Origin of the sequence: Corallococcus sicarius, assembly GCF_003611735.1 — a bacterium.
In the GTDB taxonomy this organism is placed as follows: Bacteria; Myxococcota; Myxococcia; order Myxococcales; family Myxococcaceae; genus Corallococcus; species Corallococcus sicarius.
Map to the genome: position 1 here is coordinate 1 of NZ_RAWG01000246.1, position 14,606 is coordinate 14,606.

The following is a 14,606-nucleotide window of genomic DNA, read 5'->3' on the forward strand; positions in this document are numbered from 1 at the left end:
CGGCAGGGGCGCGGGGGCGCTCGTGGGGGCTTCCGGCCCGGGCGCGGCCGACATGCCCAGGGCGGTGCGGGCCTCGGTGGCGTAGCGGCCGTGGGGGTACTCGCGGAGGTACTGGCGGTACTCGTCCTCGGCGGCGGCGGGCTGGCGCTGCTTCGTGAAGCAGCGGCCGCGCAGGACCCGGGCTTCCTCGCGGTGATTCGTGCGGGGGCTGGCCGCGGCGATCTCTCCCAGCCCCATGAGAAAGCGTCCGCACGTCGGGGCCTGCAGTTGGACCTTGGCGTAGCCGAGGAAGCGCTCATCCGAGTCGTCCGACAGGAGCCCGCCCGGGACGAGCATGCCCAGCGTCTTGCGCCGCCGCGGCTCCGCGGGAGTCACCGGGGCCACGGAAGGCGCCTGCACGGAGCCCGGAATCGCCAGGGGCGCGGCGGACGCGAGCGTGTCTCCCGTGGAGCCGGGGTAGGGCGCGAAGTCATCCGATGGAGCGGGCGGGGTCCCGGCCTCGTTCCGTGAGGGCGTGGCCTCCGGAGCAGGGACCGCCGGTTCCAAGGGATTGGAGGCGGTGGCAACGGACTGGCGGGACCCGTCGCCGTTCTCTGGAGGCACGGCCTCGGACGACGGAGCAGGGGACTCCGAGGGACTGGCGGCGGTGGCAACGGCCTGGCCGGACGTACCGCCGTTCTTCGGAGGCAGGGCCTCGTCGGAAGACATGGCGGGGCCCTGCCTGGAATGGGGGGCAGCGGCAACCGAGGGCAGAGGCTTGCCATTGTCCAGCGACGTGGCCTTGGGATTCGGAGCGGCGGCCTCCAAGGGATTGGCGGCGCTGGCAATAGACGGGAGCGGAGCCGCACCGCTTCTCGACGGCTTCTTCGGAGCAGGAGCGACCCCCGCGACCTCCGGCTGCGGCTCGGCGGCCCGCAGGTCGCGGAACGCCTGCTGGTCTCCAGCGGAGAGCGCGCGAGGCTTCAGCGCCCCCCCGGCCTCGGCGAGCTCCACGCGCTGCCCCGCGTCCACGAAGCGCGGCGGCTGTCCGTCCGCGTCCACGCGCACGCGTCCTTCGAGCACCGCCACCGCGGCACCACCGGCCGTGCGCTCCACGGAGAACACCGTCCCCACCACGGTGATGCGAAGGCCCGCGGACTCCACGAGGAACGCCTCCCGCGCGGCATGAGAGGCGCTCACGGAGAGCCGACCCTGCTGCACCGTGAGGTGCACCGCGTTCGCCTCCGCGCGAGCGAACACCACGTCCGAACCCGCCGACAGCCGCACCCGGCTCGCATCCGGAAGCCGCAGCACCGCGGAGGACTTCGCGGGCGTGCGCACCGCCACCCCCGAGCGCAACCGCATGCCCGGCGCCAGCGCCTGCTCCGACCCCGTGGCCTCCCGCATCACCGCGCCGGTGACGCGCTCCGCCTCCATGGTCGGGCGGGTCTCCTCCCGCGCCGCGACCGCTTCCGGAGCTTCCGGCGCCACCACGGGCGCGGCGACCGCCGGAACCTCCGCGTCGCTCGCAGGCCGGTTCGCGAGGGCGGGGACCTCGCCCCCCCCGTTATTCCCCTTCAGGGAACCGCCCAGCCACAGCACGAGCGCGACGGCGCAGGCCCCCGCGAACGTGAGCGCCCACGGCGACAGGAACCGGCGTTCAGGACGGGCCAGCCGCTTCGCCGCGGCCGCCTTCAGCTTCGCGCCCGTCTCCTCCCACCGCACGGCGGGCTCCACCGTGCGCGCGGTGTGCAGCAGCGCCCGGGCCTCCGCCACCTGTTTCCACTGCTCCGCGCACGAGGCACACGTGTCCAGGTGCGCCTCCACCCGGGCCCGCGCTCCCGCGTCCAGCTCGCCCGCGGCCAGGGCCCAGAGGGCCTCGGTTTCATGGCCGGCCATGGGAACCTCCCACCGGACGGGCGACGACCAGGCGCTGCATGGCTTCGGTGAACTCCAATCTCGCGTGGTGCAGCCGGCTGCGCACGGTGTTGGCCGAGCTTCCCACGGCCAGCGCAATCTCATCCGGGCTCATGCCGCACAGCTCGTGGTAGACGAACACGATGCGCTTCTTGGGCTTGAGCTTCTCCAGCGCCGCCTCCACCAGCCGCGCCGCCTGACGACGCTCCGCGGCGCGCTCCGGGTCCTCCCCCTGCGACACCACCTCCGGCGGGTCCGCGAAGGAGTCCTCCGGCCGGCGCCGCTTCCAGCGCAGGTGGCTGAGCGCCACGTTGGCGCACACCCGGTAGAGGAACGTGCGGAAGCGTGACTCGCCCCGGAAGCCCTTCACCGCCGTGAGCAGCCGCAGGTACGTCTCCTGGAGCAGGTCCTCCACGTCCACGCGGTTTCCCACCAGGTGGCGCAGCGTCCGCGCCACGTCCTCCCGGGTCGCTTCATAGAGCTGCTCGAAGGCGGAGCGCTCTCCCTGCTGGATGCGGTGCGCCAACCGGCAGAGGTGGGCGTCATCCGTGGACGGCGGCCCATGCGCGGTGGACCCGTCCGCCCCGGCTTCGGGGGAGGTCGGGGTCGCCCACGAGCGCGCTCCGCGGATGAACACCTGCGCTCCTCCTTCGTGGGGACGCCAGGCGATTCCTCCGTCGAGGATCGCCCTCCAGTCTGTGTTGCCGGTCCAGACGAGCACACTGCCTCCGTGCCCCTGGGTCTCCGAAGAGACGAAAAAAGATCAAAAATATTTGATCAATCTGGCCCCCCCTTGCGTCGAAGGCTCTCGAAATCGGATGACCCCCCCGGTGGCCGGTCCGGACCCATCCTATTCCTTTGGAGCCCCCACTCATGAGGAACACCTCGCTTCGCGGCACGACGTTCGTGCCGTTCCTTGCGCTGTTAGGCCTGTTGTCGGGTTGCATCCTCGATACGCGCGGTGACGGGTACTGGCCCGACGACGACTACGATTCCAACTCCAGCTGTGTCAGCACCACCGACTGTGGCTCCAACCAGTACTGTCGCGCCGGCAGTTGCTGGGACCTGGATTCCAACGCCACGTCCTGCGTGTACTCCAGCGAGTGCCCCGGCTCGCAGATGTGCATCAATGGCTGGTGCGCCCAGTCCTGCTACCGCGACTCGGACTGCGGCTCCTCCGGCCGCTGCCAGGAGAACTTCTGCACGCCGTCCACCACCCGCCCCGATGCCGGCACCAAGCCCGACGCGGGCACCAGGCCGGACGCGGGCACCAAGCCGGATGCCGGCACCGACGGTGGCACCAAGCCTGACGCCGGCACGAAGCCTGACGCCGGCACCTACCCGTCCTGCCGGGTCAATACGGACTGCGGCCAGGACAACTACTGCATCAACGGGACCTGCAAGATCGGCTGCACGGACGACACCAAGTGCGGCCCCACCGGCGCCTGCGTCCTGGGCCTGTGCCAGCCGCGCCAGACGGACCCGAACGCCTGCACCACGGAAGCCCAGTGCCCGGCGAACAACGACTGCGTGAACGGCCAGTGCCGCTCGCCCTGCACCTCCACCACGGAGTGCTCGGCGGAGACGAAGTGCGAGATTGGCTACTGCCTGCCCATTCCCGCGGGCGGCGCGTGCAAGGCCAACTGCGAGTGCCCCGCCGGTCAGGTCTGCACCAGCGGCCAGTGCAAGTCGCCGCAGCCGGACCCGGGCCAGGCGTGCCAGGCCAACTGCGATTGCCCCTCCGGCCAGGTCTGCAACAGCGGCCACTGCAAGCTGCCCACGCCCGACGCGGGCACCGGCAGCAACCTGTCCTGCACGGTGAACTGCGAGTGCCCGTCGGGTGAGGTCTGCACCAGCGGCAAGTGCAAGCTGCCCCCGGCGCAGCCGTCGCAGGACGCGGGCACCTCCGGCACGGTGTGCCGGGCCAACTGCGAGTGCCCCGCCGGCCAGGCCTGCACCAGCGGTCAGTGCAAGCCCGTGAACAGCGGTTCGGGCAAGGCCTGCCAGGCCAACTGCGAGTGCCCGTCGGGCGAGCGCTGCCAGGACAACGTCTGCTGGCTGTAGTCGCCGTCCGCGGCTGAAGGCTTTCAGCGCGAGGGGGCCACCATGCGCCAGCAGCGGTGGATCTCCTTGCGGTGGAAGTCCTCGGGGATGGAGCGGGGGGTGAGCTCCTCCACCTGCTCCCAACCCCGGGTCGCGGAGTCCTTCAGTTCGAAGCCCAGGTAGTTGGTGGAGAAGTAGAGGACACCTCCGGGCGACAGCAGCGCCTGGAGGTGTTCGAGCATCCGCACGTGGTCGCGCTGCACGTCGAAGTTCCCCGCCATCTTCTTCGACGTGGAGAACGACGGCGGATCGCAGACGATGAGATCGAAGCGCTCCTCGCCGTGCCGGGCCTGGTCCTCCAGCCACGCCTTCGCGTCCGCGCGGATGAGCACGTGGCGCGGATCCGCCAGGCCGTTGAGCACCAGGTTGTCCTCGGCCCAGTCCAGGTACGTGTTGGACAGGTCCACGCTCACGCTGCCCTTGGCGCCCCCGGCCGCCGCGTACACCGTGAACGCGCCCGTGTACGCGAAGAGGTTGAGGAACTGCTTGCCCTTCGCCTCGGTGCGCACGCGCGCGCGGGTGTTGCGGTGGTCCATGAAGAGGCCGGTGTCCAGGTAGTCGCCCAGGTTCACCCAGAACTTCAGCCCCTGCTCCTCCACCACCAGCCGCTCACTGCCCTGGCCCACGCGGCCGTACTGCGAGCGGCCCCAGGGCTGGGGCGTGTGCGTCTTCACGGAGATGCGCTCGGTGGGCACGCCCAGGACGGCGGTGACGGCGGCGAGCACCTCCGCGCGCTCCGTGTCGGTGGTGCCACCCTTCGCGTGGGCCTTGCGGCGCGGGTACTCCACGACGTGCGCGTGGTCGCCGTAGAGGTCCACGGCGTAGGAGTACTCGGGGATGTCCCTGTCGTAGACGCGGAAGGCGGTGAGCCCCTGCGCGTGGGCCCACTTGCGCAGGCGCTTCGCGTTCTTGCGCAGGCGGTTCTCGAACATGCCCGAGCTGGCCGCTGGTCCCTGCGTCTGCTGCGTGTCTTCGTCCGCCATGCCCCGTCGGTCCTTCCTGTTCCACACCCGCGCGCCGCCCCTCATATTGCAGGCCGGACGCGGGGCGGGGGAAAACCCGGGGCCATGAGCGTGCGCGTCGAGAAGAACGGCCCCGTCACCACCGTCATCCTCCACCGTCCGGAGGTGCGCAACGCGGTGGACCGCGACACGGCGGCGGAGCTGGCGGACGCCTTCCGCGCCTTCGACGCGGACCCGGACGCGCGCGTGGGCGTCCTCTTCGGGGACGCGGGCACGTTCTGCGCGGGCGCGGACCTGAAGGCCGTGTCGGAGGGGCGCCTGCTCCGCCTGGAGCCGGACGGGGACGGGCCCATGGGCCCCTCGCGCCTGATGCTCTCCAAGCCCGTGGTGGCGGCCATCGCCGGACACGCGGTGGCGGGCGGGCTGGAGCTGGCCCTGTGGTGTGATTTGCGCGTGGCGGAGGAGGACGCGGTGCTGGGCGTCTTCTGCCGTCGCTGGGGCGTCCCCCTCATCGACGGGGGCACCGTGCGCCTGCCTCGCCTGATTGGCCTGTCCCGGGCCCTGGACCTCATCCTCACGGGCCGGCCCGTGTCCGCCCCGGAGGCGCTGGGTATGGGACTGGTCAACCGCCTGGTACCGAAGGGCGAGGCCCGGAAGGCAGCGGAGGCGCTGGCCCACCAGCTGGCGGGCTTCCCCCAGGCGTGCATGAACGCGGACCGGATTTCCGCCTACACCCAGGCGGACCTGGGGTTTGAAGACGCGCTACACCAGGAGTTCCGGGAAGGGGTGAAAGTGGTGGAAACGGAGTCCGTCGCGGGGGCCACGCGCTTCACTGGGGGAGCGGGCCGGCATGGGAGTTTCGAGTAGGCCCCGGAGGGCCCTCCGGGAGCGCTGCGCGGCTGCGGGGACTGTGTTAGTTCGCAGGCCATGCGCTTCGACACGCTCGCCATCCATGCCGGCCAGGAGCCGGACCCCTCCACGGGCGCCATCATGACGCCCGTCTACCTGAGCTCCACCTACGTCCAGGACGGGCCGGGGGAGCACAAGGGCTACGAGTACAGCCGCACGCAGAACCCGACGCGCCAGGCACTGCAGGACTGCCTGGCCGCGCTGGAGGGCGCGAAGTACGGCGCCGCGTTCGCGTCTGGCCTCGCTGGCACGGACATGCTGATGCACATGCTGGAGGTCGGTGACCACGTCATCGTCTCCGACGACGTGTACGGCGGCTCCTTCCGCATCTTCGACAAGGTCTTCAAGCGCTCGGGCTTGACCTTCTCCTACGTGGACCTCTCCAAGCCGGAGAACTTCGAGGCGGCCATCACCCCGAAGACGAAGATGGTCTGGTTGGAGACGCCCACCAACCCGATGCTCAAGCTCATCGACCTGGGCCGCATCGCGGAGATCGCCAAGAAGCGCGGCATCCTGTCCGTCGCGGACAACACGTTCATGACGCCGTACTTCCAGAAGCCCCTGTCCCTGGGCTTCGACGTCGTCGTGCACTCCACGACGAAGTACCTCAACGGACACAGCGACGTGGTGGGCGGCTTCGTGTGCACCAGCCGCGACGACATCGCGGAGCGCATGTACTTCCTGCAGAACGCCGTGGGCGGCGTGTCCGGCGCCTTCGACAGCTTCCTCGTGCTGCGCGGCGTGAAGACGCTGCACGTGCGGATGGACCGCCACGCGCAGAACGCGATGAAGGTCGCCCAGTACCTCGCCACGCACAAGCAGGTGAAGCGGGTCATCTACCCGGGCCTGGAGACGCACCCGCAGCACGCCCTGGCGCGCCAGCAGATGACGGGCTTCGGCGGCATGGTGTCGGTCGACATCCACGGCGGCCTGGAGGCGGCGCGCACCTTCCTCAAGGCGGTGAAGGTCTTCGCCTGCGCCGAGTCCCTGGGCGGCGTCGAGTCCCTCATCGAGCACCCCGCCATCATGACCCACGCCTCCGTTCCCCAGGAGACGCGCGAGAAGCTGGGCATCTCCGACGGCTTCATCCGCGTGTCGGTGGGCATCGAGGACGCGCAGGACCTCATCGACGACCTCGGGCAGGCGCTCGCGCGGGTGAAGTAGCCCCCGCTCCGCCGGCCGCATCAGCGAAAGGGCCTTCACGCTCCCCCACACCGGGCGCGTGGGGGCCCTTCGTCGTTTCCGGACCCGGAGCGTGGCCCACGCCTGCTCCCCCTCCAGGCGGCCAGGGGGCCCTCCAGGGCAGGGGGAATGTTCATTGGTGCACAACGTTTCGGCCGCGATGCGTAACCGACTGCTTGTCTCCTCCTGCCTCCTGGGCGCGTGGCTCGTGACTGGCTGCGACTCCCCGCCTGCTCCCACTGACTCCGACTTCCCTCCCGCGGCGCTGCCCACATCCCTCACTGCGCCCAACTGCAACGTGCTCACCACGAACGCGGTGACGGCCAGCGGCGACGACGGCAACGTCCCGGGTAACACGCAGGACGACGACCTCGGCACACGCTGGAGCGCGCAGGGCACGGGCGTCTGGCTCCAACTGGACCTGGGCGCGGTGCAGGCCCTCACCGGCACCACCATCGCGTGGCACCGGGGCAACGAGCGGCAGAACCACTTCGTCCTCTCCACCTCGCAGGACGGCGTCACCTTCACCCAGGCGTACGCGGGCGACAGCGCGCTCAACACCTCCGCGCAGACGACGTCGTTCGCCTCGCGCAACGCGCGCTATGTGCGCATCACCGTCAACGGCAACACGGTGAACGACTGGAACTCCATCGCGGAGACGCGCGCGTGCGCGGCGGCGGCGCCCCCTTCCACGACCGACTCCGGCGCCGCGCTGCCGCGTCAGCCCTATCTCCAGAGCGTGAAGCAGACGAGCGCCATCGTGGCCTTCCGCACCCCCAGCACCTGCACGCCGTCGGTGCGCTTTGGCGAGGGCACCAGCCTCACGTCCACGGTCAGCGCCGGCGTCGCGGGCACGCGCCACGCGGTGAAGCTGTCCGGCCTGTCCGCGGGCCGCACCTATGGCTACGTGGTGGAGGCGTGCGGCAGCCGCACCGGCCTGCGCAGCTTCCAGACGTCCCCGCTGTCCACCGCCACCAAGGTGCACTTCACCGCGATGGGTGACTTCGGCACCGGCGGCAGCGCGCAGGCGAAGGTGATGGCGGTGATGGCGCAGCCCGCGTGGCGCTCGGAGCTGCTGCTGGCGCTGGGCGACAACGCGTACCCCAACGGCACGGACGCGGAGTTCCAGGCGCACCTCTTCACGCCCATGGCGGGGCTGTTGCGCGAGGTGCCCATGTTCGCCACGCTCGGGAACCACGAGTACGTGACGAACCAGGGGCAGCCCTACCTGGACAACTTCTACCTGCCGGCCAACAACCCGCAGGGCACCGAGCGCTACTACTCGTTCGACTGGGGCCCGGTGCACTTCATCGCCCTGGACTCCAACTGCGTGGTGGGGCTCGCGTCCGCGGACCGCTGCACGCTGTCGGCGCAGCGGGCCTGGGCGGAGGCGGACCTGGCCGCGAACACGCGCCCCTGGGTCGTGGCCTTATTCCACCACCCGTCCTGGTCCAGCGGCGAGCACGGCTCGCAGCTCACCATGCGCCGCCAGTTCGGCCCGCTGTTCGAGAAGTACGGCGTGGACCTGGTGCTCACCGGCCATGATCACGACTACGAGCGCAGCAAGCCCATGTTCGGCGACGCGGTGGCGTCCTCCACCCAGCGCGGCATCCCGTACCTCGTGGTGGGCAGCGGCGGCGCGACGCTCCGGCCGTTCGCCACCAGCCAGCCCGCGTGGACCGCGGTGCGCGACGCCGTGGCCTACGGCTTCCTGGACGTGACGGTGGACGGCGGCACGCTGGTGGCCCGGCTCATCACCTCCAGCAACACCGTGCGCGACACGCTCACCCTCACGAAGACGCTGCCCACGACGGCTCCGGCGCAGGCCCGGGTGCAGGCCCGCGCGCTGGAAGCCGCGGAGGGCCAGGACACGCCGCCGGGGCCGGTGGAGGACGGTCCGGAGCGGCGCGTGGACAGCCCGGTGCCGCCCGCGGACACCGCCGAGTCCGTGGCGGATCCGGACGAGCGCCTCCTTCCTCGGTAGCCGTGGAGCCCGCAGGAGGGTAGGGAAGGGCGGACACCCGGCACATCCGGAAGGGACACCATGCGCTACTTCGAGGACTTCCCCATTGGCGAGGTGATGGAGCGGGGGCCGTACGTGGTGACGCGCGAGGAGATCCTCGCGTTCGCGCGCCAGTTCGACCCCCAGCCCTTTCACATCGACGAGGACGCCGCGCGCCAGAGCATCTACGGCGGCATCATCGCCAGCGGCTGGCACACCGCCGCCATCTGCCACAAGCTGCTCGTGGAGGGCCTCCTGGGCCAGTCCGCCAGCATGGGCTCCCCGGGCCTGGATGAGCTGCGGTGGAAGAAGCCGGTGCGCCCGGGGGACTCGCTCACCGTGCGCATCGAGACGCTGGAGGCGCGGCCCTCCGTGAGCAAGCCGGACCGGGGCTCGCTCAAGTTCCGCTTCGAGGTCCTCAACCAGCACGGCGAAGTCGTAATGACGGAGCTCGCCAACGCGCTCTTCGCCCGCCGCCCGGCCTCGTAGCGGAAACCCGGACACTTTGAGTTCCAGGGGCAACCTGGGCTAGCAATAGCCCCCAAGGAGATGCCCATGTCCGACAAGAACGAAGTGGTGCCGCCTCCGGCGCCCAGCCGACTGAAGCGTCCGGTGGAAGTGGTTCGCGCGGAGCTGCTGGCCGACGCGGACGTGAAGCAGCAGGCGGAGATGCTCAAGCTGCCCATCGAGCAGTACGTGGAGAAGATCCTCGACTACGCCATCCACCCGGACAAGCCGCCCCAGCTCGTCATCACCCCGGACGAGGAGCTGAAGGCGCGCGACCCGAAGATCGCCACGGTGGAGGAGATCCAGACCCACCTGCAGAAGATCATCGACGGGGAGATCGTCATCAGCCCCGCCCAGCAGCGCGACGGCTTCAGCAGCGACAAGAGCCACGAGCAGCGCTACAGCGCCGCGCTCGGGGCCTCGCCCAAGCCGGGGCAGCCCGTGGCCCCCAAGCCCGGCGCCGCCGTGGATCCCGCCGCCGCGAAGAAGGGCCCCATCAAGCCCTGAGGCGCCCCGTCCGCCCCCGCAAGGCCCCGGAACTGCGGGGCTTTTCCCTCCTGAATTCTGATTATTCTGGGAGGGGAAACTAATTCGCCGTCCGACAGAGAATCCCTCTGTAAGTCTCACTTCGAGGGCCCCACGGGCGGCCCTCCCGAAAAGGATCAGACCATGGGCGGCATCGGCAAGGCACTCGGCAAGGTGATGGACATCGTCAAGCCGTTCGTGACGATGGTGAACCCGCTCCTGGGCGCGGCGATGGGCTTCGCCAGCGGCCTGATGCAGGGCAAGAACCCCATCCAGGCGCTCCTGGGTGCGGCCACCGACCTCATCCCGGGCGGAGGCGTGCTCAAGAATGCGATGGGCATGTTCGCCAACTCCGGCCTGATGGACGGCGCGGGTGGCAACAGCCTGCTGTCCGGCGCGCTGAACCTGGCGTCCGGCAAGAGCAAGGTCACGGACATCATTGGTGACCTGTTCAAGTCCAACAAGAAGAGCCCGTTCGGCGAGCAGGGCATGGGCAACGTCGCGGAGCTGGCCGCGCAGCGCATGTCCACCTTCCTCAGCTAGTCCATGAAGCCCATCCCCTTCGACCCCAAGCTGCACCATGGGTTGCTCGAGCTGTGGCGCAAGCCATGGGACGAGACCATGACCCCGGATGCCCTTCCTCAGACGGGCTTCGTGGTCCCGGACAAGGCGGCGGGCTTCCTGTACCGGACGGACAGCTCGGTGGCGCTGATTGAAGGCATCATCGCCGCCCCCGGACTGACGAAGGAGGACCGCAACGAAGCCGTCAACGCCATCGTCGCCGCGATCCGCGACGAGGCCCGGCGGCTGGGCTTCAAGCTGCTCCTGGGCTACTCGCAGCTGGACGCCATCATGGAGCGCGCCAAGCGCTTCGGCTTCATCCACGTGGGACCGGGCTTCCACATGGTGGCCCTGGACCTGACGAAGCCGGATCCGTAAGCACCGCACGTTCGCTGGATGCACGAAGGGCCCGAAGGGAGGTTTCTCCTCCTTCCGGGCCCTCGGGTTTCTACGGCGTCCCGCGCTGCTCTACGCGGCGGTGCGGTGCAGGTGGTCGATGAGGTCGATCTTCGTGACGATGGCGATGACCTTCTCGCCGTCCTTCACCACGGCCACGTTGTCGCGCGCGAAGATTTCGCGCAGCCGGTCGATGCTGGCCTCGGCGGACACGGCGCCCTGGAGCGGGGCGACGATGGGGTCGATGGCGTCCTGGAACTTCACCTTGTTGGCCACCAGGGCGTTGAGCAGGTCGTACTCGTGCACCATGCCCACGGCGCGTCCGTCGTCGGACACCACGGGCATCTGGCTGATGCCGTGGCTGCGCATCGTCTCCACCACCTGATCCACGCGGTCCCCGCGCTTCGCCGTCTTCAGCTCGCGAGGCTTCGCGCCGATGATGTCGCGCACGGTGCCGGCGCCCTTCTCCTGCATGAAGCCGTTGTCGCGCATCCACTCATCCGAGTGGAACTTGCTGATGTAGCTGCTGCCGGAGTCCGGCAGGACGACGACGATGGTCTTCCCCTTGCCAAGCTCCTTCGCCAGCTCCACCGCGACGTGCACCGCGGCGCCGGACGAGCCACCCGCGAAGATGCCCTCCTCGCGCGCGAGCCGGCGGGCGGCGTTGAAGCACTGGCGGTCATCCACCTGGCGCACGTCGTCCACGACCTTGAAGTCCATGGCGCCGCAGAGCATGTCCTCGCCAATGCCCTCGACCTTGTAGACGTGCGGCTCGGTGAGCTTGCCCGTCTTGAAGTAGCCCTCGTAGACGGAGCCCTCCGGATCCACGCCGATGTTCTTCAGGCCGGGGATCTTCTCCTTCAGGAACTTGCCCGCGCCGCTCATCGTGCCGCCGGTGCCCAGGCCCGACACGAAGTAGTCGAACTTGCCCTCGGTCTGCTCGAGGATCTCCGGGCCCGTCGTGGCGTAGTGCGCCGCGATGTTGTCCGGGTTGTGGTACTGGTTGAGCATGAAGGCGCCGGGCGTCTCACGGGCCAGCCGCTTGGAGGTCTCGTAGTAGCTGCGAGGGTCTTCGGCCGGCACGTTCGTCGGCGTGACGACGACCTGGGCGCCCATGGCCTTCAGGCGGTTGATCTTCTCCAGGGACATCTTGTCCGGCATGGTGAAGATGCACTTGTAGCCCTTCACCGCCGCGGCCAGCGCCACGCCCATGCCGGTGTTGCCGGACGTGTTCTCCACGATGGTGCCGCCGGGCTTGAGCGTGCCCTCCCGTTCGGCCTTCTCGATGATGTAGAGCGCCATGCGGTCCTTGATGGACGCGCCGGGGTTCATGAACTCGCACTTCACGAGCACGGTGGCGTCGTTCGGACCGACGAGCTTGTTGAGCTTCACCAGCGGCGTGTGGCCGATGGCGGTGAGGATGTTCTCTTTGATGTCCATCGTGCGTGGCTTCCCGAAAAAAGGGGGGTTCGGGGCCTTATACGTGCTCCGCCCCTCCAGGGGGAACATGCCCGGGGCCTCCAGGGCTTCCTGACGCAGGCGGACAATGGAGGAGGAACCCCCTCGTCGCTTAGGCGACAGGCCGGCCGGTCGTCGGGCACGCGGCCCACGGGGGCTTTGACCCGCCGCGCCGTGCCTCCGATACTCGTGAGCGTTTTTCCTTCCCCCGCTGGAGCACCCGCCCCCCATGGAACTTGAGGCCGCCCTTCGCGACCAGGTGGGACAGGCCATTGGCCGTCCCGTTCCCCACGCAGCCATCACGAAGCTCAAGGGCGAGGCGAGCAGTCGCTCCTACTACCGCGTCGGCGCGCCCCCGGAGAGCTGGGTGGCGATGGTGATGCCGCCGGACGCGACGAAGAAGAGCGACGAGGCCACCAAGGGAGAGCCCCCGAAGGAGCTGCCCTTCCTCAACGTGCACCGCTACCTGGAAGGGCTGGGCGTGCGCGTGCCGCGCATCTTCCGCTACGACGAGCCCGCCGGCATCATGGTGCTGGAGGACCTGAGCGACATCACCTTCGAGTCCGCGCTGGAGGGGGGCCGCCACAACGAGGCCCTCTACACGCGCGCGGTGGAGCTGCTGGCGCGCCTGCGCGTGCAGGCGGAGAAGAAGCAGGATCCGGAGTGCCTGGCCTTCACGCGCGCCTTCGACGAGGACCTGTACGACTGGGAGCTGCACCACTTCCGCGAGTGGGGCCTGGAGGCCTGGAGCGGCAAGACGCCCACGGACGCGGAGCGCGCGGAGCTGGACGCCACCTTCCGGGACATCGCGAAGCAGCTCGCCGCCGCGCCGCGCGGCTTCACGCACCGCGACTACCAGAGCCGCAACATCATGGTGAAGGAGGGCGAGCTCATCGTCATCGACTTCCAGGACGCGCTCCAGGGCCCTCGCCAGTACGACCTGGTGGCGCTCTTGCGCGACAGCTACGTGGAGCTGGACCGCGACTTCGTGGACACGATGTTGGATCGCTACATCGCCACGTTCGAGCAGGAGAGCGGCGAGCGCATCGACGCGAAGGAGTTCAAGGCGTTCTTCGACCTGCTCACCATCCAGCGCAAGCTGAAGGACGCGGGGCGCTTCGAGTTCATCAACCGCGTGAAGGGCAACCCGGGCTTCCTGGTGTCCATCCCCGCCTCGCTGCGCTACGTGAAGGCCGCGTTCGCGCGCCGGCCGGAGCTGGCGCCGCTGCAGAAGCTGGTGGCGAAGTACGTGCCCGAGCTGGCGGCCTGAGCGCATGAAGGCCATGGTCCTCTGCGCGGGCCTGGGCACGCGCCTGCGCCCGCTCACCGAGCGCTGGCCCAAGCCGGCCATGCCGTTTCTTGGCCAGCCGCTCTTGCGCTACCACCTGGCGGTGCTGAAGGCCGCGGGCGTGACGGCGGTGGGCATCAACACCCACCACCTGCCGGACACCATGGCGGCCGTAGCCCGCGCGGAGTGCGAGCGCGCGGGGCTGCCGCTGCACGTCGTGCACGAGCCCGTCATCCAGGGCACGGGCGGCGGCATCCGCGGCCTGCGTGACTTCCTCTCCGGTGACGACTTCCTCGTGTTCAACGGGGACATCCTCTTCCCGGTGGACCTGCGGCCGGTGGTGGCGGCGCACCGGGAGTCCGGCGCGGTGGCGACCATGGTGCTGCTGCCCATGCCGGAAGGGGAGACGTACGCGGCGGTGGAGGCGGACGCGGGCGGGCAGGTGCGGAGGATCGCGGGGTACGGACCGGGAGGCGACGGGCTCAGGCCGTGGCACTTCACCGGCGTGCACGTGATGTCCCCCAGCGTGTTCGACTTCATGACGGCGGAGGGCCCCGAGGACATCAACCGCGAGGTCTACGTGCGGGTGATGCAGGCGGGCCTCAAGATCCGCGGGCAGGCGGTGGACGCGTACTGGTCCGACCTGGGCATGCCCTCGCGCTACCTCGCCACCGTGCGGGACGTGCTCGAAGGGCGCGTGCCGCTCCAGGCGTTGGGGAAGGACTCGCCGCTCGCGGGGCTGAAGGCCGGGGCGGACGGGGCGTGGGTGCACCCGGAGGCCCGCGTCGCGGGGACGGTGCGCGGGCCTGCATACGTG

At 69.9% G+C, this 14,606-nt stretch carries 14 protein-coding genes; 10 read left to right on the plus strand and 4 right to left on the minus strand.

Annotated elements, in window-relative coordinates; translation table 11 throughout:
* On the minus strand, window positions 1-1,878 hold a 1,878-nt coding region (locus D7X12_RS29815; RefSeq protein ID WP_120628647.1), incomplete at its 3' end, for a FecR domain-containing protein.
* Window positions 1,865-2,533, minus strand: coding sequence for an RNA polymerase sigma factor (locus D7X12_RS29820; RefSeq protein ID WP_120628648.1), 669 nt, complete (start codon window positions 2,531-2,533; stop codon window positions 1,865-1,867). The genes D7X12_RS29815 and D7X12_RS29820, both read right to left, overlap by 14 nt.
* A gap of 236 nt (window positions 2,534-2,769) precedes the next feature.
* Here D7X12_RS29820 and D7X12_RS29825 point away from each other — a divergent pair, with 236 nt between their 5' ends.
* Complete coding sequence (locus D7X12_RS29825; RefSeq protein WP_120628649.1) at window positions 2,770-3,960, plus strand: hypothetical protein; 1,191 nt, start codon at window positions 2,770-2,772, stop codon at window positions 3,958-3,960.
* Window positions 3,961-3,983: 23 nt separating this feature from the next.
* Here D7X12_RS29825 and D7X12_RS29830 read toward each other — a convergent pair whose 3' ends face one another.
* Window positions 3,984-4,982: a class I SAM-dependent methyltransferase gene (locus D7X12_RS29830; protein WP_244224857.1), complete on the minus strand. Its 999-nt coding sequence runs from the start codon at window positions 4,980-4,982 to the stop codon at window positions 3,984-3,986.
* An 84-nt stretch (window positions 4,983-5,066) separates the two neighbouring features.
* Here D7X12_RS29830 and D7X12_RS29835 point away from each other — a divergent pair, with 84 nt between their 5' ends.
* The 7 genes from D7X12_RS29835 to D7X12_RS29865 all read left to right on the plus strand — a co-directional run bounded on the left by D7X12_RS29835 (window position 5,067) and on the right by D7X12_RS29865 (window position 11,025).
* On the plus strand, window positions 5,067-5,828 hold the full coding sequence (locus tag D7X12_RS29835) for a crotonase/enoyl-CoA hydratase family protein (RefSeq protein ID WP_120628651.1): 762 nt from the start codon (window positions 5,067-5,069) through the stop codon (window positions 5,826-5,828).
* Window positions 5,829-5,888: 60 nt separating this feature from the next.
* Window positions 5,889-7,034: a cystathionine gamma-synthase gene (locus D7X12_RS29840; RefSeq protein ID WP_120628652.1), complete on the plus strand. Its 1,146-nt coding sequence runs from the start codon at window positions 5,889-5,891 to the stop codon at window positions 7,032-7,034.
* A 178-nt stretch (window positions 7,035-7,212) separates the two neighbouring features.
* A complete protein-coding gene (locus D7X12_RS29845) occupies window positions 7,213-9,036 on the plus strand; it encodes a discoidin domain-containing protein (RefSeq protein WP_120628653.1) in 1,824 nt (607 codons plus the stop codon).
* A 60-nt stretch (window positions 9,037-9,096) separates the two neighbouring features.
* A complete protein-coding gene (locus D7X12_RS29850) occupies window positions 9,097-9,543 on the plus strand; it encodes a MaoC family dehydratase (protein ID WP_120628654.1) in 447 nt (148 codons plus the stop codon).
* A gap of 66 nt (window positions 9,544-9,609) precedes the next feature.
* Complete coding sequence (locus D7X12_RS29855) at window positions 9,610-10,068, plus strand: hypothetical protein (protein WP_120613265.1); 459 nt, start codon at window positions 9,610-9,612, stop codon at window positions 10,066-10,068.
* A 162-nt stretch (window positions 10,069-10,230) separates the two neighbouring features.
* Window positions 10,231-10,629 (plus strand): hypothetical protein, encoded by a 399-nt coding sequence (locus tag D7X12_RS29860; RefSeq protein ID WP_120628655.1) that lies wholly within the window; start codon window positions 10,231-10,233, stop codon window positions 10,627-10,629.
* Window positions 10,630-10,632: 3 nt separating this feature from the next.
* A complete protein-coding gene (locus tag D7X12_RS29865; RefSeq protein ID WP_120628656.1) occupies window positions 10,633-11,025 on the plus strand; it encodes a hypothetical protein in 393 nt (130 codons plus the stop codon).
* 90 nt (window positions 11,026-11,115) lie between these two features.
* Here the strand turns inward: D7X12_RS29865 and D7X12_RS29870 are convergent, their stop codons facing one another.
* Window positions 11,116-12,483, minus strand: a complete 1,368-nt coding sequence (locus D7X12_RS29870) for a pyridoxal-phosphate dependent enzyme (protein WP_120628657.1) — start codon at window positions 12,481-12,483, stop codon at window positions 11,116-11,118.
* Window positions 12,484-12,730: 247 nt separating this feature from the next.
* On the opposite strand from D7X12_RS29870, the gene D7X12_RS29875 reads away from it, so the two are divergent.
* Both D7X12_RS29875 and D7X12_RS29880 read left to right on the plus strand, forming a co-directional pair.
* On the plus strand, window positions 12,731-13,771 hold the full coding sequence (locus D7X12_RS29875; protein WP_120628658.1) for an aminoglycoside phosphotransferase family protein: 1,041 nt from the start codon (window positions 12,731-12,733) through the stop codon (window positions 13,769-13,771).
* A 4-nt stretch (window positions 13,772-13,775) separates the two neighbouring features.
* Window positions 13,776-14,606: nucleotidyltransferase family protein (locus D7X12_RS29880; RefSeq protein ID WP_147443844.1), on the plus strand; the 831-nt coding region annotated here is incomplete at its 3' end.

Bases quoted from the DNA above. Each gene is read 5' to 3' on its own strand.
- D7X12_RS29860 (WP_120628655.1), top strand. From the start codon at position 10,231: ATGGGCGGCATCGGCAAGGCACTCGGCAAGGTGATGGACATCGTCAAG.
- D7X12_RS29835 (WP_120628651.1), top strand. From the start codon at position 5,067: ATGAGCGTGCGCGTCGAGAAGAACGGCCCCGTCACCACCGTCATCCTC.
- D7X12_RS29855 (WP_120613265.1), top strand. From the start codon at position 9,610: ATGTCCGACAAGAACGAAGTGGTGCCGCCTCCGGCGCCCAGCCGACTG.
- D7X12_RS29870 (WP_120628657.1), bottom strand. From the start codon at position 12,483: ATGGACATCAAAGAGAACATCCTCACCGCCATCGGCCACACGCCGCTG.
- D7X12_RS29850 (WP_120628654.1), top strand. From the start codon at position 9,097: ATGCGCTACTTCGAGGACTTCCCCATTGGCGAGGTGATGGAGCGGGGG.
- D7X12_RS29845 (WP_120628653.1), top strand. From the start codon at position 7,213: ATGCGTAACCGACTGCTTGTCTCCTCCTGCCTCCTGGGCGCGTGGCTC.
- D7X12_RS29840 (WP_120628652.1), top strand. From the start codon at position 5,889: ATGCGCTTCGACACGCTCGCCATCCATGCCGGCCAGGAGCCGGACCCC.
- D7X12_RS29875 (WP_120628658.1), top strand. From the start codon at position 12,731: ATGGAACTTGAGGCCGCCCTTCGCGACCAGGTGGGACAGGCCATTGGC.
- D7X12_RS29865 (WP_120628656.1), top strand. From the start codon at position 10,633: ATGAAGCCCATCCCCTTCGACCCCAAGCTGCACCATGGGTTGCTCGAG.
- D7X12_RS29830 (WP_244224857.1), bottom strand. From the start codon at position 4,982: ATGGCGGACGAAGACACGCAGCAGACGCAGGGACCAGCGGCCAGCTCG.
- D7X12_RS29825 (WP_120628649.1), top strand. From the start codon at position 2,770: ATGAGGAACACCTCGCTTCGCGGCACGACGTTCGTGCCGTTCCTTGCG.